The sequence below is a fragment of the Streptomyces sp. SCSIO 75703 genome, from assembly GCF_036607905.1.
Lineage (GTDB): Bacteria > Actinomycetota > Actinomycetes > Streptomycetales > Streptomycetaceae > Streptomyces.
This window is the reverse complement of sequence record NZ_CP144555.1, coordinates 3,866,398-3,882,550: the sequence shown is the minus strand read 5'-3', so window position 1 is coordinate 3,882,550 and position 16,153 is coordinate 3,866,398. Positions and strand designations below refer to the sequence as shown.

The following is a 16,153-nucleotide window of genomic DNA, read 5'->3' as shown; positions in this document are numbered from 1 at the left end:
GGACGCTTCCGGCGCCGGGTGACCGCCCCGGTGCCCGCTCGCGCGCCGGGCGCCCCCTCGCCCGCCCGGGGCCTACGAGTGGCCCAGGTCCGTCGTCGTGTCGTCCTCCTCGGCCGGGACCGAGCCCGAGTCGGGGGACGGACGGAGCGGGAAGGGGTCGACGCGGGTCTCGTCGATCACCGGCGGGGCCGGCTGGGGCGTCTTCGGCATGACCGCGGCCTCGGAGTGGCCGCCGCAGCCGTAGGCCAGCGAGACGACGCGGCCGTCCGCCGGGGAGAACTCGTTGGCGCAGATGCCGAACGCCTGGCCCAGGGTGCCGCCGACCGGCACCAGGAAGCCGCAGGAGTCGCAGGCGGCGGGCGCCGACTGGGCCATCGGGGTTCTCGGGCCGAAGGACTCCTCCCAGCGCTCGGCGGCCAGCCGCAGCCCGTAGCGGGAGAGGACCCGGGCGCGGCGCAGGCCCAGCTCCTCGGCGAGCGCGGCGATGGTGCCGCGCGCCGGGACGACCGGCAGCTCGGCCGGCGGGACGGCCGTGACCTCGGCGTCCTCGGCCTCCACCACGTCGGCCGGCTCGGCGAGGACGGCGGAGTTCGGCGGCGGCTCGTCCTCCCCCGACCAGCCCGGCTCCAGCCGGGGGTCCTCCGCGTCCGTGGGCAGCAGGTCGCCGGGGCCCAGGTCGCCGGGGCGCAGCCGCTCGCTCCACGGCACCCACTCCGGCGCGAGCAGCGCGTCCGGGCCGGGCATCAGGACGGCCTCGTCCACCGTGACGACGCGGGCGCGGGAGGCGCGGGCCACGGTGACGGCCCAGCGCCAGCCGCGGTAGCCCAGCTCCTTGCAGGCGAAGTAGTGCGTGACGACGCGGTCGCCCTCCGACACCATGCCGGTGTGCTCGCCGACCACTCCCGGTGCGGCGGCCTCCTCGGCCGCGCTCCGGGCGAGATCGATCGCCTCGGCGCACAGGCGGTCAGGGGTGCGGCTTCGCGTTGTCGCTGCGCTCACAGGTATCGCTTCTCTCCATACGCCGTCTCACGAGTGCGCCGCTGCCTGCGAGGGGCGGACGGAGCGGACCCGTGGACCGCGTCGACGTCCGCGCCCGATCGCGCTCGGGCGCACCTACGTCATCCATTCTGCGGGATGCACGTGAGGCGCGCGGCCGAGAACGACGCGACGGCGCGCTAGGCACGCTACCTGCTCAGGTGCGCTGGGCCTACACCGACGGGAGTTTCGGCGCGGGCCCGTGGCCTCCCCGGGCGCGGCGCGGGGCCCCGCGGGCCGGGTGCGCCGGACGACCCGATCAGCGCCATCCGCGGCCCCGCGGCGCTAGAGGGCCGCCGCTCGGGGCACTATGACGGGGTGGCAGCCGCGCGGACGGAGTCCAGGGGCGGAAGCCGGGGACGCGGTCCCGGGCTGTTCCGTGCCGTCGGCCGTGCCCTGCGCCGGCCGGTGAGCGCCGCGGGCCGCCTCATCCGCCGGGCCACGCACGCGCACGGCGCCGGCGAGTCGGGCCTCGGCAAGCTGATCGAGCTGCACGGGGTGAACGGCGCCGGCGACGTCATGATCACCGTCGCCCTCGCCTCCACCGTCTTCTTCTCGGTGCCCACCGACGAGGCGCGCGGCCGGGTCGCCCTCTACCTCGCCATCACGATGGCCCCCTTCACCCTGCTCGCGCCGGTCATCGGCCCGCTCCTGGACCGCGTCCCGCACGGCCGCCGGGCCGCCATGGCCACCGCGATGGGCGCCCGCGCGCTGCTCGCCCTGGTGCTCTCCGCGGCGGTCGCCGGCGGCGGACTGGAGATGTACCCGGCGGCGCTCGGCGTGCTGGTCGCCTCCAAGGCGTACGGCGTGGTGCGCAGCGCGGTGGTGCCCCGGCTGCTGCCGCCCGGCTTCTCCCTGGTGAAGGCGAACTCGCGGGTCACGCTCTGCGGGCTGCTCGCCACCGGCGCCGCCGCCCCCGTCGCGGCCCTGCTCCAGCAGGTCGGCCCCCGCTGGCCGCTCTACGGCGCCTTCGTGATCTTCGTGGTGGGGATGGCGCTGTCCTTCTCGCTGCCCGGCAAGGTGGACTCGGCCCGCGGCGAGGCCCGGGCGCTGCTCGCCGCCGACGAGCACCGGCTGCACGTACCGCGCCGGGTCGCGGGCAAGCGTCCCGGGCTGCGCACGGTCGGCACCGCGGTCACCCACGCGCTGGCCGCCAACGCCGCCATCCGCGGCCTCTCCGGCTTCCTGATCTTCTTCCTCGCCTTCCTGCTGCGCGAGCACCCCATGACCGGACAGAGCGCGGCGGTGTCCCTCGGCATCGTGGGCGTGGCGGCCGGGGCGGGCAACGCGCTGGGCACGGCGGTCGGGGCCTGGCTGCGCTCGCGGGCACCGGAGATCATCATCGTGACGGTGGTGGCGGTGGTGCTGGGCACGGCGGTCACCTCCGCGGTGTTCTTCGGCGCGGTGCTGGTGGCGTGCCTGGCGGCGGTCGCCGGGTTCGCGCAGGCGCTGGCCAAGCTGTCGCTGGACGCGCTGATCCAGCGGGACGTGCCCGAGCTGGTGCGCACCTCGGCCTTCGCCCGCTCGGAGACGCTGCTCCAGGTCTCCTGGGTGCTCGGCGGGGCGATCGGCATCGCGCTGCCCCTCAACGGCACGCTCGGCCTGTCGGTCGCCGCGGCCATCGTCGCCGCCGGATGGCTGACCACCGTACGGGGCCTGATCGGCTCCGCGCGGCACGGCGGAACGGCCCGGCCGCGGGTGGCGTGAGCACGGCACGCCGCCCCCAGGTGGGAACCGGGCCCGAGTCGGCATATAGCCTTCGCCCATGACCACGTTGCAATCCGTTGTGCGACGCCGCCGCGCCGTCGCCGCCGCCGGCGCCGTATCCGCCGGACTGCTCGTCCTGTCCGCCTGTGAGAAGCCGACCGCCATGTCGACGATCACGGTGGGCAGCTCCTCCATCAGCTCGGAGGCCGCCTGCGGCGGTCACGACAAGGCACTCTCGGACAACGAGATCACCAAGTGCCTCCAGGACAAGAACGCCAAGTCCGTCAAGGTCGACGAGGACGGCACCGTGCGCTTCGGTGTCGATCCGGACATCGCCGACAAGCACTGGACGATCCTGATGAACGGTCAGCAGCTCGTCGACGACAGCTCGAAGACCTACCGCACCATCCCCGGCAGCGTCTTCTTCAACGCCCAGTACGGCGCCCAGGGCAACTCGACCAACGTCGCCATCGCCGCCCGTGACGGCAAGGACGGCAGCGAGAAGATCACCGGCGTGTGGGTCTTCAAGCTGGAGAAGGGCGACTGACCACGTCCCCCGCGCGCATCCTCGTGGCCACCGCGGTCCCCGCCGAGCGGGACGCGGTGGCGCGGGCGTTCCCGGGAACGCCCGCGGAGATGCCCCTCCCCGGCGCGCTGCTGCACCGCCCGCCGGACGGCCCCGACCTGCTGGCCGCCGGTGTCGGCCCCGCCCTCGCCGCCGCCTCGGCCGCCGCCGCGCTGACCGCCGCGGCCCTCGACGGCGCCCCCTTCGCCCTGGTCGTCTCGGCCGGCATCGCCGGCGGCTTCGCGCCCCTGGCGCCGGTCGGCTCGCTCGTCGTCGCCGACGAGATCACCGCCGCCGACCTCGGCGCCGAGACCGCCGACGGTTTCGTGCCGGTCACCGCACTCGGCTTCGGCACCGTCACCCACCGTCCGCCCGCCGCGCTGGTGCGCCGGGTCGCCGAGGCGACCGGGGCCCGCCCCGGGACCGTGCTGACCGGGTCCACCGTGACCGGCACCGCCGAACGCGCCGCGCTGCTGCGCGCCCGCCACCCCGGCGCCCTCGCCGAGGCCATGGAGGGCTTCGGCGTCGCCGAGGCCGCCGCCGCGCACGGGGTGCCCGTGCTGGAACTGCGCGCGGTCTCCAACCCGGTCGGCCCGCGCGACCGGGCCGCCTGGCGCGTCGGCGAGGCACTCGCGGCCCTGACGGACGCGTTCGGGAAACTCGCCCCCGTCCTCACCAGTTGGAAGCCGGATGGTCCAGATGTTCGCTGAGCCCCTGCGGATCGCCTACTCGCCCTGCCCGAACGACACCTTCGTCTTCGACGCCCTCGCCCACGGACGGGTGCCCGGCGCCCCGGCGCTCGACGTGACCTTCGCCGACATCGACCTCACCAACGGCATGGCCGCCCGCGGCGAGTTCGACGTGCTGAAGGTGTCGTACGCGGTGCTGCCGTACGTCCTCGGGCCCTACGCGCTGCTGCCCTGCGGCGGGGCGCTGGGCCGGGGCTGCGGGCCGCTGGTGCTGAGCCGGGACGCGGACGCGGCGGGGAGCGGGCTGCGCGGCCGGACGGTCGCGGTGCCGAGCGAGACGTCGACGGCGTACCTGCTGTTCCGGCTCTGGGCGGCGGAGTCGGTGCCCGGCGGGGTCGGGGAGATCGTCGTGATGCCGTTCCACGAGATCATGCCGGCGGTGCGGGACGGGAAGGTGGACGCGGGCCTCGTGATCCACGAGGCGCGCTTCACCTACCGGGAGTACGGGCTGTCGCAACTCGCCGACCTGGGCGAGTTCTGGGAGCGGACCACGGGGCTGCCGATCCCGCTCGGCGCGATCATCGCCCGGCGCTCGCTGGGGGCGCCCGCGCTGACCGGGCTCGCCGACGCGATCCGGACCTCGGTACGGGCCGCCTGGGACGACCCCGAGGCGTCCCGGCCCTACGTCATGGAGCACGCCCAGGAGATGGACCCGGCCGTCGCCGACCAGCACATCGGGCTGTACGTCAACGAGTTCACCGCCGACCTCGGCGAGGACGGCTACGCGGCCGTGCGCGGACTGCTGACCCGCGCGGCGGCCGAGGGCCTGGTGCCGGCCCTCGGCCCGGACGCGCTGGAATTCCCCTGAGGAACCCGGGGAACCCGGGCAACCCGAGAACCCGGGGAACCCGAGGAACCCGGGGAACCCGAGGCCCCGGGGAACCCGGGAAAACGCGGCGGAACTCCTGCCTCACACGTCCAACTGGTCGGCGACCGCCCGCAGGAGTCCGGCGATTTGCTTGCCGGAGTTCTTGTCGGGATAACGCCCCTTCTCCAGCATCGGCGTGATGTTCTCCAGGAGGGTCGTCAGGTCCTGGACGATCGAGGCCAGTTCGTCGGGCTTCCTGCGCTGGGCGGCGGCGACCGAGGGCGCCGGCTCCAGCAGGGTCAGGGACAGCGCCTGGTCACCGCGCTGTCCGGCGACCACCCCGAACTCCACGCGCTGTCCCGGCTTCAGCGTCTCGACTCCGGCGGGGAGGACCGAGGAATGGACGAAGACGTCGCCGCCGTCGTCCCGGGAGAGAAAGCCGAAGCCCTTCTCACTGTTGAACCACTTGACCTTGCCGGTAGGCACGTCTGTCCTCGTCCTCGTACTCGTCGGAAAACTGCTGCTGACCACCGCGGAAACGGCTCTTGATAGCACTCGGGCGGGTCGTGGGACCCGCCGGTACCCAGGCTAATGGTCTTCCCGCCCGTGACAAGACGTCCCCCGGGTTGTTCCTTCGGGTCGGGAACTACCCTGGTGGGGTGCGTGACAAAACCCGAACGAATTCCGCCGCGCCGGGCGACCGGCTGATCCTCGCCGGTGCGATCGTCTTCTTCATCGGAACCGCGGCCACCCTGGTCACGGTGGCCCCGCTGTTTCTGGGGACCACTCCGTTTCCCACCTACATGTTCGGACTGAGCATGCTCATGGGGGTCGGTTTCCTGATCTCCGGCGCGGGCGTGCTGCGTTCGGTGGCGGCGGGGCGGCGTCAGGCGCGGGAGGCGTCGGGTCCACCGAGGTAGGCCGCGAACCACCCGGGGAACTCCGTGAGCGCGCCGAGGATCACGTCGGCGCCCGCCGCGCGCAGTTCCGCCGCGTCGCAGGGCCCGCTCACGACGGCCACGGCGTGCGCGCCGGCGGCGCGCGCGCCGCGCACGTCGCCCGTGTGATCCCCGACGTACACCGATGCGCCGTGCTCGCGCAATGCGTCCGCCTTCTGTTCGGCCCACAGGTCGCCGACCACGGAGTCCGGTTCCAGACCGAGGTGTTCCAGGTGGAGCTTGGCGTTGGGCTCGTACTTGGCGGTGACCACGACGGTGCGTCCGCCGGCGGCGCGCACGGCGGCCAGCGCCTCGCGCGCGCCGGGCAGGGCGGGCGTGGCGGTGACGGCGTACGCCGGGTACATCTCCCGGTACAGGCCGGCGGCCTCCGCGACGCGCTCCGCCGGGAACCAGTGGGCCAGCTCCTCCACGAGCGGCGGGCCGAGCCGGGTGACGGCCAGGTCGGCGTCGACGTGGGTTCCCGTCCGCTCGGCCAGCGCCCGGTAGCAGGCGTGGATGCCGGGGCGGGAGTCGATCAGCGTCATGTCCAGATCGAAACCGACGGTGGGGGCGGGGCGGGACGTCCGGTTCATACCGCCCATTGTGCCGGGCGGCCGGTGACCGGCGGCAGCCCCCTCCCAGCCGTCCCGGCCCGGACCGGCCCCAGGAGAGGCCCCGGCGGCCCTCCGCCGGACACGGCGGGCCCGCGGGGGCCGGAGCCCTCGCGGACTCTCGCGGTGCGGGGCGCGCACCGGCGGAACGGAGGCACGTCGCCGGGCCGAGGCGGTCCGGTCGGGCCGAGGCGGTCCGGTCGGTCTCGTCCGGCCGGAGCCGCGTCGCCGGGCGGGGGTCCCTCGTCCGGCCGGGCGCGGCGCCCCCGCCGCACGCCCGGTGCTCAGGAGGCGCGGCGGGACTGAAAGAGGAGGTAGAGGGCGGAGGCGAGGGCGGCGCCGCGCAGTACCCAGGGCCAGGTGCCGGCGACCGCGTCGCTCATCTGCCCCTGGAGGACCGGATCGCCCCAGCGGCCGTCGGCGCGGCCCCACAGCCAGACGGCGCCCGCGACGGCGACCGTGCCGGGGAGCCCGAGGACCGCCCACTTGGTCTGCGCGGGGGTAAGCCGCCGGGAGAGGTAGACGATCAGCCAGCCCAGCCCCAGCGGGAGCAGGCTGCCGAGCACGGCGCCGGCGATCAGCAGCGCGGCGGCGCACAGCAGCAGCGGACTGTTCCGGCCGCCCCGCGGCCACAGGCGGGACAGCCGGCCGCGCAGCCCGGCCGGTCCGGCCGCCGCCTCCTCGGCCACGACGGCCTCCCCCGCCGGCGGCACCCGCTCCGTCGCCTCGGACGGCCGCTGCGGCGGCCGGAGCAGTTCGGGCAGCTCCACACCGCCGACGAAGCCGGGCACCCCGTCCCCCATGCCGCCGAAGGGCCCGTCGTCCACCCGCCACCAGTCGGGCTCGCGGACGTTCTCCCCCAGCTCGTGCGCGCCGGCCGTGTGCGGCGGGGAGGGCGGCGGCGGTGCGTCCGCCGGTCCCGTGGGCCTGGGGCGCGGCACGGGCCACCGCAGGCCCTTGCGCCGGCCCCCGTCCTCCGCGGCCTTCGGCGGCTCGGGCGGGCCGGGCGGGCCCTCCGGCTGGAGCGGCACCCCGGCGGGCACGTGCCGGGGCGCGGCCGGGGCGGCGGGCGAGCCGCCGGCCGCCTCCACGATGTCGTCGGGGCTGCCCAGCCGGTCCAGGATGCGGCGGACGGCGGCCGGGCTGTCGACGGTGGTCCGGGCGCGGTGCCGGTCGATCTCGTTGCGCAGGTCGGCGACCAGCCGCATGCGGGCGGACGACGGCAACTGGCGTTGCTGCGCCACGTCGCCGACGCGGCTCAGATACTCGTAGACGACCTGGTCGCTCTCGATCCCCACGAACCCCTCCGGGGCGGTGCGGTGTGATACCCCGTCGGACGAAGGTACCGAATCTTCCCCGGCCCGGCGGCACCGAACGGCCGCCGGGCCGCGCCGTGACCCGCCGGCCCCACGGGCCGGCCCCCCTCGCCACCGACCGGGCACCACAAGCCGACCCCCCTCGTGACCGACCGGGCCCCGCCCGTGCCCGTGGTGTGTCCGGGGACGCGCGCGCCGCCCCGGTGACGGACGCACCGGCTACCGTTGGCCGGATGAGCACCGAGGAGAAGTCCGCGGCCCCCCGGTCCCTCGCGGAGGCGCTCCGGGGGAGGGACGACGCGTCCCTCGCCGCCCTTCTGCGCGCCCGGCCCGACCTCGTCACGCCCGTGCCCACCGACCTCACCCAGCTCGCCACCCGGGCCGGCACCCGGGCCTCGGTGGTGCGGGCGCTGGAACGTCTGGACCGCTTCGCGCTCCAGACGGCCGAGGCCCTCGCGGTGGCCCCGGACCCGGCGGCCTACGGGGAACTGCTCGCGCTGCTGGCCGGGGACCCCGGTGACACGGCCGACCCGGCGGTCGCCACGGCCCTGCCCCGCGCCCTCGGGCTCCTGCGCGACCAGGCCCTGGTGTGGGGCGACGACGACCGGCTGCGTCTGGTGCGCACCGCCCGCGAACTGCTCGCCCCCTCCCCGCAGCACCCCTCGCCGACCGGGCTCGGCCCGACCGTGCGGGAGGCGACGGCGGGCATGTCACCCGGCCGGGTGCAGGAGATCCTGGCCGCCGCCGGGCTGCCGTCGACGCACGACTCGGTCTCCGCCGTGGCCGCGCTCGGCGGCCTCTTCCGGGACCGGGAGCGGATGGCCGCCCTGCTCGGCACGGTCCCCGAGGAGTCCCGCGCGGTGCTGTCCCGGCTGGTCTGGGGCCCGCCGTACGGGCAGGTCACCCACGACCCCGCGCCCCCTCTGCGCCGGCTGCTCGACCTCGGCCTGCTGCTGCCCACCTCGCCCGGCACCGTGGTGCTGCCCCGCGAGGTCGCCCTGCACCTGCGCGGCGGCCGGGCCCACCGGACGACCGAGCCGGTGCCGCCGCCCGTGACCGCCGCCGCCGGCCACCGCCCCGAGGTGGTGGACGCCACCGCGGCCGGGCAGGCCCTCACCGCGCTCGCCACGGTCGACGAACTGCTCACGGACTGGAACGAGGGCGGTCCCCCGGTGCTGCGGGCCGGCGGCCTGAGCCAGCGCGACCTCAAGCGCACCGCCGTCGCCCTGGACGTCTCCGAGCCGGTCGCCGCCTTCTGGACCGAACTGGCCTACGCGGCCGGGCTGCTGGCCCCGGACGGCGAACCGGACGAGCGGTACGCGGCGACCCCGGCGTACGACGAGTGGCGCGACCTGCCCGACGCCGAACGCTGGGCCCGGCTCGCCGAGGCGTGGCTGCTCGCCACCCGCACCCCCGGCCTGATCGGCGGACGGGACGCCAAGGACCGCACCCTCGCCGCCCTCGGCCCCCACCTGGACCGTTCGGCGGCCCCCGAGGTCCGCCTGCGGGTGCTGGCACTGCTCGCCGGGCTGCCCGAGGGCTCCGCGCCGGACGAGGAGTCGCTGCTCGCCCGGCTGCACTGGGAGCGCCCGCTGCGCGCCACGCGCCGCGACGGGCGGGACGCGGGCGCCGGGCGCGGCGGGGCGGAGGACGACCCGCGCACCCGGCTGGCCCGGTGGACGCTCTCGGAGGCGGAACTGCTCGGCGTCACCGGCCGCGGCGCCCTCGCCGCGCCCGCCCGTGCCCTGATCGGAGCGCCCGCGGGCGCCGACGGCACGCTCACCACACCCCTCGCCCCCGCCGAGCGGGCCGCCGCCGGGGCCGCCGCCGCCCGGCTGCTGGCACCCCTGCTCCCCGAACCGCTGGACCACGTCCTGCTCCAGGCCGACCTGACGGCCGTCGCCCCCGGACCGCTGGAACGCCCGCTCGCCGAGGTGCTGGGCGTCCTCGCCGACGTGGAGTCCAAGGGCGCGGCGACCGTCTACCGGTTCACGCCGGGCTCGGTGCGCCGCGCGCTGGACGCCGGGCGGACCGCCGCCGACCTGCACGCCTTCCTCGCCGCGCACTCCCGCACCCCGGTGCCCCAGCCACTGACGTACCTGATCGACGACGTGGCCCGGCGGCACGGGCGGCTGCGGGTCGGGGCGGCCTCGGCGTACGTGCGCTGCGACGACGACGCGCTGCTCAGCGAGATCCTGGCCGACAAGCGGGCCCCGGGCCTGGGCCTGCGCCGCCTCGCGCCGACCGTGCTCGCCGCCGGGGCGGACCCGGGCGCGCTGCTGGAGGGGCTGCGCGCGATGGGCTTCGCGCCGGCCGCCGAGACCGCCGAGGGCGATGTGCTGATCGCCCGCGCGGACGCCCGCCGCACCCCGCCGCGCACCCCGCCCGAGCCGGTCCCGGACGGTCCGCCGGTACCGGACGAGGCGCTGCTGACGGCCGCGATCCGCGCCGTGCGGGCCGGCGACCTCGCCTCCACGGCCCCGCGCAGACCGGCCCCCGGCGCCGCCCCCGCGGCCGACGGCACGCCGCCGCGCACCGGTCCCGCCGAGACCCTGGCCACCCTCCAGGCCGCCGTGCTGACCGGCGAGGCGCTGTGGATCGGCTACGTGAACGCCGACGGCGCCGCCAGCCAGCGCGTCATCGCCCCGGTCCGGGTCGAGGGCGGCTTCGTGACGGCGTACGACCACACGGCGGACGAGGTGCGCACGTACCCGGTGCACCGGATCACGGGTGTGGCGGAGCTGGCCGACGGCGCGGACTGAGCCGCCCCCACCACACCTCGCCACACGGTTCCGCTTGGCTCCGCGCATTCGGGTGTACGCGAGTGTTCATGCACGCCACGCCGGGCCCGTCCCACCGACGAGGGAGGTTCGGGAGCATTCCGCATCGGAGCGGTACGGCGGGGGCAGCCACCCGGTGTCCCGAGCGGGACCGCCCACCGGCGGGACCGTCGCGCTCCCCGAGCGCCCCCACCCCGTGACCCGCGCGCCCAGCGCCAGGAAAGGCCGGACCCCCATGCGCCGCCCCACCCTCCCCGACTCCGTCCGTCCCGCCGTCGCCGTCTCCGTCGCCGCCCTGATCACCGCCGCGGCGCTCTTCGGCTCCCTCGCCCCCCGGGCCTCCGCCCAGCCCCCGGCGTACCTCGCGCCCCACCCGTACCTCACCGCCACCACGGTCCCGCCGACCGCGTCCGCGCACCACTGAGCCGCGGTCCCGATCAGGCACACTGGACGTTTGGCCGAGCCGTCCGGCCCGACCGCGCGCGAAGGGGTGCCACCCGTGAATGGTCCGCTGATCGTCCAGTCCGACAAGACCCTGCTCCTGGAAGTCGACCACGAGCGGGCCGACGACTGCCGCCGGGCCATCGCGCCGTTCGCCGAGCTGGAGCGGGCGCCGGAGCACATCCACACCTACCGGGTGACGCCGCTCGGCCTGTGGAACGCCCGCGCGGCGGGCCACGACGCCGAGCAGGTCGTGGACGCGCTCGTGCAGTACAGCCGCTACCCGGTGCCGCACGCGCTGCTCGTCGACGTCGCCGAGACGATGGACCGCTACGGCCGCCTCACCCTCTCCAAGGACCCGGCCCACGGGCTGGTCCTCACCACCACCGACCGGCCGGTGCTGGAGGAGGTGCTGAAGTCGAAGCGGATCGCGCCGCTGGTCGGGGCCCGTATCGACCCCGACACGGTGGCCGTGCACCCCTCCGAGCGCGGGCAGATCAAGCAGACCCTGCTCAAGCTGGGCTGGCCCGCCGAGGACCTGGCCGGGTACGTCGACGGCGAGGCGCACCCGATCGAGCTGGCCGAGGACGGCTGGGCGCTGCGGCCCTACCAGAAGCAGGCGGTGGAGAACTTCTGGCACGGCGGCAGCGGGGTCGTCGTGCTGCCCTGCGGCGCCGGGAAGACGCTGGTCGGCGCGGGGTCGATGGCGCAGGCCAAGTCGACGACGCTGATCCTGGTCACCAACACCGTCTCGGCCCGCCAGTGGAAGCACGAACTGGTGCGGCGCACCTCGCTGACCGAGGACGAGATCGGCGAGTACAGCGGGACGCGGAAGGAGATCCGGCCCGTCACCATCGCCACGTACCAGGTGCTCACGACCCGCCGCAAGGGCGTCTACCCGCACCTGGAGCTGTTCGACTCCCGCGACTGGGGCCTGATCGTCTACGACGAGGTGCACCTGCTGCCCGCGCCCGTCTTCAAGTTCACGGCGGACCTCCAGGCCCGGCGGCGGCTCGGGCTGACCGCGACCCTGGTCCGCGAGGACGGCCGCGAGTCGGACGTGTTCTCGCTGATCGGGCCGAAGCGGTTCGACGCCCCGTGGAAGGAGATCGAGGCGCAGGGGTACATCGCGCCCGCCGACTGCGTGGAGGTCCGGGTCAACCTCACCGACTCCGAGCGGCTCGCGTACGCCACCGCCGAGACGGAGGAGAAGTACCGGTTCTGCGCCACCACCGCGACGAAGCGGAAGGTGACGGAGGCGCTGGTGCGCCGCTTCGCGGGGCAGCAGATCCTCGTCATCGGCCAGTACATCGACCAGCTCGACGAACTGGGCGAGCACCTGGATGCGCCCGTGATCAAGGGCGAGACGACCAACGCCCAGCGGGAGAAGCTCTTCGAGGCGTTCCGGCAGGGCGAGATCGGTGTGCTGGTCGTCTCCAAGGTGGCGAACTTCTCCGTGGACCTGCCGGAGGCGACGGTGGCGATCCAGGTCTCCGGCACCTTCGGCTCGCGGCAGGAGGAGGCGCAGCGGCTCGGCCGGGTGCTGCGGCCCAAGGCCGACGGCCACCAGGCCCACTTCTACTCGGTGGTCGCCCGGGACACCATCGACCAGGACTTCGCCGCTCACCGGCAGCGCTTCCTGGCGGAGCAGGGGTACGCGTACCGGATCGTGGACGCGGACGACCTGCTGGCCGCCGACTGAGGCGGCCGGGACGGCCGGCGGTCAGGACAGGCGGGGCCGGGCCCCGCGCCCTCCGAGGTGCGCGCTCGGCGGCAGGAGGCGGGCGGTACGGACCGCGCGGGGGGTACGGGCCGGCGCGGGGCGGGTCAGCGGCGGCGGACGCCGGCCTCCTCGCCGTACTCGCCGAGGACGATCACGTCGAAGGCGGCGCCCGCGAAGACCCGGACCGCGCGCAGGGCGTCGCCGATCCGGTGCCGGCGGGCACCGGTCACGGAAGTGGCGCCGGACGCGCGGTGCGGGGCCGGGGCGGGGGAGACGGTTGCTGCACTCATGTCCCCATGGTGGCGTTCCGTCCCCCCGCGCGGCATCGGTCCGAGGACCGAACTTCCGGCGGTGCCGCGTACGCCTGCGGAGGGACCGGGACCCCCGGGGTGAGGAGGGCCCGTCCCCTAGGGCCTCTCGTGTGGATCACGCCGGGCTCGCGGGGTCCGGCCCGATCCACACGAAAGACCTCAAGGCGCGACACGGGGGCGCGGGGACCGTCCGGGCCGCGGTGCCGGAAAACCGTTTGGCCCGGGGTGCCCCTCCTCCCCTAGGATGCCCCTTCTGCCCGCCTCCCCCCGGAGTGCCGCCGCCCGGACGGAAACCGGCCGGCCCGCGCGTCGCCCGCGCCCGTCCGTCCCGCAGGTCCGTCCGGAGGCATCCCTTGACCACGTCCGTCCACGACGACTCCCCGTCCGGCACCGCCGACGGCCCCCTCGCCCGGGAACGCGCCCACCTCGCCGCCGCGCGCCGCGCCCTGCGGGCCATGCGGGAGGACGTCGAAGCCCTCGACCTCACCGACGTCGCCGCGAACTGGGTCAACGCGGCCGTCCTGGAACGCCAGATCGAGGACCGCGTCAAGGCCCTCGCCGACCTCGCCGACACCCCGCTCTTCTTCGGCCGGCTCGACTACCTGCGCGCGCCCGGCGAGAGCGGGGCCGAGGGCGGTGACGGCCTCCGCTTCCACATCGGGCGCCGGCACGTGCACGACGCGGACGGCGACCCGATGGTGATCGACTGGCGGGCGCCGGTCTCCCAGCCCTTCTACCGGGCCTCCGCCAAGGACCCGATGGACGTCACGCTGCGCCGCCGCTTCGGCTACACCGGCGGCGACCTCACGGCCTACGAGGACGAGCACCTGTCCGACCCGGCGGAGGCGGCGACGACCAGCGCGCTGCTCCAGCGGGAGATCGAGCGGCCCCGCGTCGGCCCGATGCGCGACATCGTCGCCACCATCCAGCCCGAGCAGGACGAGATCGTGCGGGCCGGGCTCGGCGGGACGGTCTGCGTGCAGGGCGGCCCCGGCACCGGCAAGACCGCGGTCGGCCTGCACCGGGTCGCCTACCTCCTCTACGCCCACCGCGAGCGGCTGGCCCGCACCGGCACCCTCGTCGTCGGGCCCAACCGGTCCTTTCTGCGCTACATCGAGCAGGTGCTGCCGGCCCTGGGCGAGCTGACGGTGCGTCAGTCCACGGTGGACGAGCTGGTGGCCCGGGTCGAGGTGCGCGGCACCGACGACGCGCCGGCGGCGACGGTCAAGGGCGACGCCCGGATGGCCGAGGTGCTGCGCCGGGCGCTGTACGCGCACGTCACCGCGCCCACCGAGCCGGTGGTCGTGGTGCGCGGCTCCCGCCGCTGGCGGATCCCGGCGTACGAGGTGGAGGAGATGGTCCGCGAGCTGCTGGACCGCTCCATCCGCTACGGCGCCGCCCGCGAGGCCCTGCCGCAGCGCATCGCGCACGCCGTACTGGTGCGCATGGAGCGCTCCGGGGAGGCGCCGGACGACCGGGTGCAGGACGCGGTGGCCCGCAACGCGGCGGTGAAGGCGGCGGTGAAGGCCCTGTGGCCGCCGGTCGACCCGGCCAGGCTGGTACTGCGGCTGCTGTCGGACCCGGAGTTCCTGGCCGAGCACGCCGAGGGCGTCCTCACCGGGGAGGAGCGGGCGGCGATCCTGTGGGACCGGCCGGCCCGCTCGGTGCGCTCGGCGCGCTGGTCGGCGGCGGACGCGGTGCTGATCGACGAGGCCGCCGACCTGATCGAGCGCACGCCCTCGCTCGGGCACGTGGTGCTCGACGAGGCGCAGGACCTCTCCCCGATGCAGTACCGGGCGGTGGGCCGGCGCTGCTCCACCGGCTCGGCGACGGTCCTCGGCGACCTGGCGCAGGGCACCACGCCGTGGGCCACCGGGAGCTGGCGGGAGGCGCTGGCGCACCTGGGCAAGGACGGTGCGGTGGTGGAGGAGCTGACCGCGGGTTTCCGCGTACCGACGGACGTCATCGCGTACGCCTCCCGGCTGCTGCCGCACATCGCGCCGGGGCTCGCGCCGGTGGCGTCGGTGCGGGAGAACCCGGGCTTCTTCGAGGTCCGTCCGGTCGTGGCCGGGACGGCGGAGGTGGTGGCCGCCTGCCGGGAGCTGCTGGGCCGGGAGGGCTCGGTGGGCCTGATCGCCGCCGACGCCCGGGTCCCGGCGCTGGCCGCGGCGTTGACGGAGGCGGGCCTCGGCCCGCTGGGCCCCGGTGAGGAGGCCACCCGCGAGACCCGCCTGACGCTGGTCCCGGCCTCCCTGGCCAAGGGCCTGGAGTACGACTACGTGGTCCTCGACGAACCGGCGGCGGTGGCCGGCGCCGAGCCGGACGAGCGGACGGGGCTGCGCCGGCTCTACGTCTGCCTGACCCGGGCGGTCTCCGGCCTGATCGTGACCCACGCGGAGCCGCTGCCGCGGCAACTGGCGGGGTGACGGGCCGGGGGCCGGTCCCCGCCGGCCCCGCCCCGCCGGCTCACCCGGCGTCCAGCACCGTCCGCCACCGGGCGACCTCGTCCGCCGAGACGGGCCCCGCCCAGCCGTCGGGCCGGGCCGCGCCGCCGATGTGGAAGGCGTCGACCCCGGCCTCCCTGAGCACCGGTACGTGGTCCAGGCGCAGGCCGCCGCCGACCAGGAGCTGCTGGCGGTAGCCCGGTTCGTCGCGGCGCCGCGCCTCGGCGAGCAGCACGGGCAGGCCCTCGTCCACGCCGCCGGCCGCCCCGGCGGTCAGGTAGGTGTCGAGACCGGGGAAGTCGGCGAGGCGCTTGCGCAGCGCGGCCCGGTCCAGGGAGCGGTCGATGGCGCGGTGGAAGGTCCACGGGCAGCCCTCCAGCTCCCCGGCGACCCGCTCGACCGCCGGGACGTCCAGGTCGCCGTCGGCGTCGAGGAAGCCGAGGACGAACTGCGTGGCCCCCGCGTCCCGCAGCTCCCCGGCGAGCCGTGCCAGCCGCTCGACGTCCCCGGCGGCGAACCCGGCCGCCAGCCGCAGCATGACCCGCAGGTCGATGTCGACGGCGGCCCGGATCGCGGCGACGGTCGCGGTCGGCGGGGTGAGCCCGTCGGCCGCCATGTCGGTGACCAGTTCGAGGCGATCGGCGCCTCCGGCCTGGGCGGCGACCGCGTCCCTGGCGTCGAGGGCGATCACCTCCAGGACTGCACGCTTGCTCATGGGACCCCAT

The 16,153-nt window shown here is 76.1% G+C and carries 15 protein-coding genes; 9 read left to right on the top strand and 6 right to left on the bottom strand.

All coding sequences use genetic code 11. The features are described from left to right. Positions 1-72: 72 nt before the first annotated feature. Complete coding sequence (locus VM636_RS17080; protein WP_030419462.1) at positions 73-999, bottom strand: DUF3027 domain-containing protein; 927 nt, start codon at positions 997-999, stop codon at positions 73-75. A gap of 354 nt (positions 1,000-1,353) precedes the next feature. Here VM636_RS17080 and VM636_RS17075 point away from each other — a divergent pair, with 354 nt between their 5' ends. Genes VM636_RS17075 through VM636_RS17060 form a run of 4 tightly spaced genes read left to right on the top strand, consistent with a single transcriptional unit; the run spans position 1,354 to position 4,864 of the window. After that, entirely contained in the window at positions 1,354-2,742 is a 1,389-nt protein-coding gene (locus VM636_RS17075) for an MFS transporter (protein ID WP_030419463.1), read from the top strand. Between the two features lie 58 nt (positions 2,743-2,800). Beyond that, positions 2,801-3,289 (top strand): DUF2771 domain-containing protein, encoded by a 489-nt coding sequence (locus VM636_RS17070; protein ID WP_199809353.1) that lies wholly within the window; start codon positions 2,801-2,803, stop codon positions 3,287-3,289. Continuing rightward, the gene (locus tag VM636_RS17065) at positions 3,259-4,017 is read left to right on the top strand and encodes a futalosine hydrolase (RefSeq protein WP_234340440.1); all 759 of its coding nucleotides are present in this window, start codon (positions 3,259-3,261) and stop codon (positions 4,015-4,017) included. The genes VM636_RS17070 and VM636_RS17065 overlap by 31 nt, the downstream gene beginning before the upstream one ends. Continuing rightward, positions 4,007-4,864: a 1,4-dihydroxy-6-naphthoate synthase gene (locus VM636_RS17060; RefSeq protein ID WP_030419466.1), complete on the top strand. Its 858-nt coding sequence runs from the start codon at positions 4,007-4,009 to the stop codon at positions 4,862-4,864. Before VM636_RS17065 ends, VM636_RS17060 begins: the two co-directional genes overlap by 11 nt. 102 nt (positions 4,865-4,966) lie before the next feature. On the opposite strand, the gene VM636_RS17055 is transcribed toward VM636_RS17060, so the two are convergent. After that, positions 4,967-5,350 (bottom strand): cold-shock protein, encoded by a 384-nt coding sequence (locus tag VM636_RS17055; protein ID WP_030419467.1) that lies wholly within the window; start codon positions 5,348-5,350, stop codon positions 4,967-4,969. Positions 5,351-5,523: 173 nt separating this feature from the next. Between VM636_RS17055 and VM636_RS17050 the strand changes: the two genes are divergently transcribed. After that, complete coding sequence (locus VM636_RS17050) at positions 5,524-5,784, top strand: hypothetical protein (RefSeq protein WP_030419468.1); 261 nt, start codon at positions 5,524-5,526, stop codon at positions 5,782-5,784. Here VM636_RS17050 and VM636_RS17045 read toward each other — a convergent pair. Both VM636_RS17045 and VM636_RS17040 read right to left on the bottom strand, forming a co-directional pair. Beyond that, complete coding sequence (locus tag VM636_RS17045) at positions 5,751-6,395, bottom strand: haloacid dehalogenase-like hydrolase (protein WP_030419469.1); 645 nt, start codon at positions 6,393-6,395, stop codon at positions 5,751-5,753. The genes VM636_RS17050 and VM636_RS17045 overlap by 34 nt on opposite strands. 302 nt (positions 6,396-6,697) lie before the next feature. Next, the gene (locus tag VM636_RS17040; RefSeq protein WP_030419470.1) at positions 6,698-7,711 is read right to left on the bottom strand and encodes a hypothetical protein; all 1,014 of its coding nucleotides are present in this window, start codon (positions 7,709-7,711) and stop codon (positions 6,698-6,700) included. Between the two features lie 251 nt (positions 7,712-7,962). Here VM636_RS17040 and VM636_RS17035 point away from each other — a divergent pair, with 251 nt between their 5' ends. The 3 genes from VM636_RS17035 (at position 7,963) to VM636_RS17025 (ending at position 12,652) form a co-directional block, all read left to right on the top strand. Next, positions 7,963-10,491, top strand: coding sequence for a helicase C-terminal domain-containing protein (locus VM636_RS17035; RefSeq protein ID WP_338485048.1), 2,529 nt, complete (start codon positions 7,963-7,965; stop codon positions 10,489-10,491). 253 nt (positions 10,492-10,744) lie between these two features. Beyond that, complete coding sequence (locus VM636_RS17030) at positions 10,745-10,933, top strand: hypothetical protein (RefSeq protein ID WP_053914035.1); 189 nt, start codon at positions 10,745-10,747, stop codon at positions 10,931-10,933. Between the two features lie 75 nt (positions 10,934-11,008). Beyond that, positions 11,009-12,652, top strand: coding sequence for a DNA repair helicase XPB (locus VM636_RS17025; RefSeq protein WP_030419473.1), 1,644 nt, complete (start codon positions 11,009-11,011; stop codon positions 12,650-12,652). Positions 12,653-12,777: 125 nt separating this feature from the next. On the opposite strand, the gene VM636_RS17020 is transcribed toward VM636_RS17025, so the two are convergent. Further along, a complete protein-coding gene (locus VM636_RS17020) occupies positions 12,778-12,963 on the bottom strand; it encodes a hypothetical protein (protein WP_030419474.1) in 186 nt (61 codons plus the stop codon). A 476-nt stretch (positions 12,964-13,439) separates the two neighbouring features. On the opposite strand from VM636_RS17020, the gene VM636_RS17015 reads away from it, so the two are divergent. Further along, positions 13,440-15,410: a UvrD-helicase domain-containing protein gene (locus tag VM636_RS17015; RefSeq protein ID WP_078855839.1), complete on the top strand. Its 1,971-nt coding sequence runs from the start codon at positions 13,440-13,442 to the stop codon at positions 15,408-15,410. Positions 15,411-15,450: 40 nt separating this feature from the next. On the opposite strand, the gene VM636_RS17010 is transcribed toward VM636_RS17015, so the two are convergent. Next, positions 15,451-16,143, bottom strand: coding sequence for a copper homeostasis protein CutC (locus VM636_RS17010; protein ID WP_030419476.1), 693 nt, complete (start codon positions 16,141-16,143; stop codon positions 15,451-15,453). Positions 16,144-16,153 lie beyond the last annotated feature (10 nt).

What these genes read in the sequence shown, in the direction of transcription:
- VM636_RS17070 (WP_199809353.1), top strand. Translation starts at nt 2,801, where the DNA reads ATGACCACGTTGCAATCCGTTGTGCGACGCCGCCGCGCCGTCGCCGCC.
- VM636_RS17060 (WP_030419466.1), top strand. Translation starts at nt 4,007, where the DNA reads ATGTTCGCTGAGCCCCTGCGGATCGCCTACTCGCCCTGCCCGAACGAC.
- VM636_RS17045 (WP_030419469.1), bottom strand. Translation starts at nt 6,395, where the DNA reads ATGAACCGGACGTCCCGCCCCGCCCCCACCGTCGGTTTCGATCTGGAC.
- VM636_RS17035 (WP_338485048.1), top strand. Translation starts at nt 7,963, where the DNA reads ATGAGCACCGAGGAGAAGTCCGCGGCCCCCCGGTCCCTCGCGGAGGCG.
- VM636_RS17030 (WP_053914035.1), top strand. Translation starts at nt 10,745, where the DNA reads ATGCGCCGCCCCACCCTCCCCGACTCCGTCCGTCCCGCCGTCGCCGTC.
- VM636_RS17020 (WP_030419474.1), bottom strand. Translation starts at nt 12,963, where the DNA reads ATGAGTGCAGCAACCGTCTCCCCCGCCCCGGCCCCGCACCGCGCGTCC.
- VM636_RS17015 (WP_078855839.1), top strand. Translation starts at nt 13,440, where the DNA reads ATGCGGGAGGACGTCGAAGCCCTCGACCTCACCGACGTCGCCGCGAAC.
- VM636_RS17010 (WP_030419476.1), bottom strand. Translation starts at nt 16,143, where the DNA reads ATGAGCAAGCGTGCAGTCCTGGAGGTGATCGCCCTCGACGCCAGGGAC.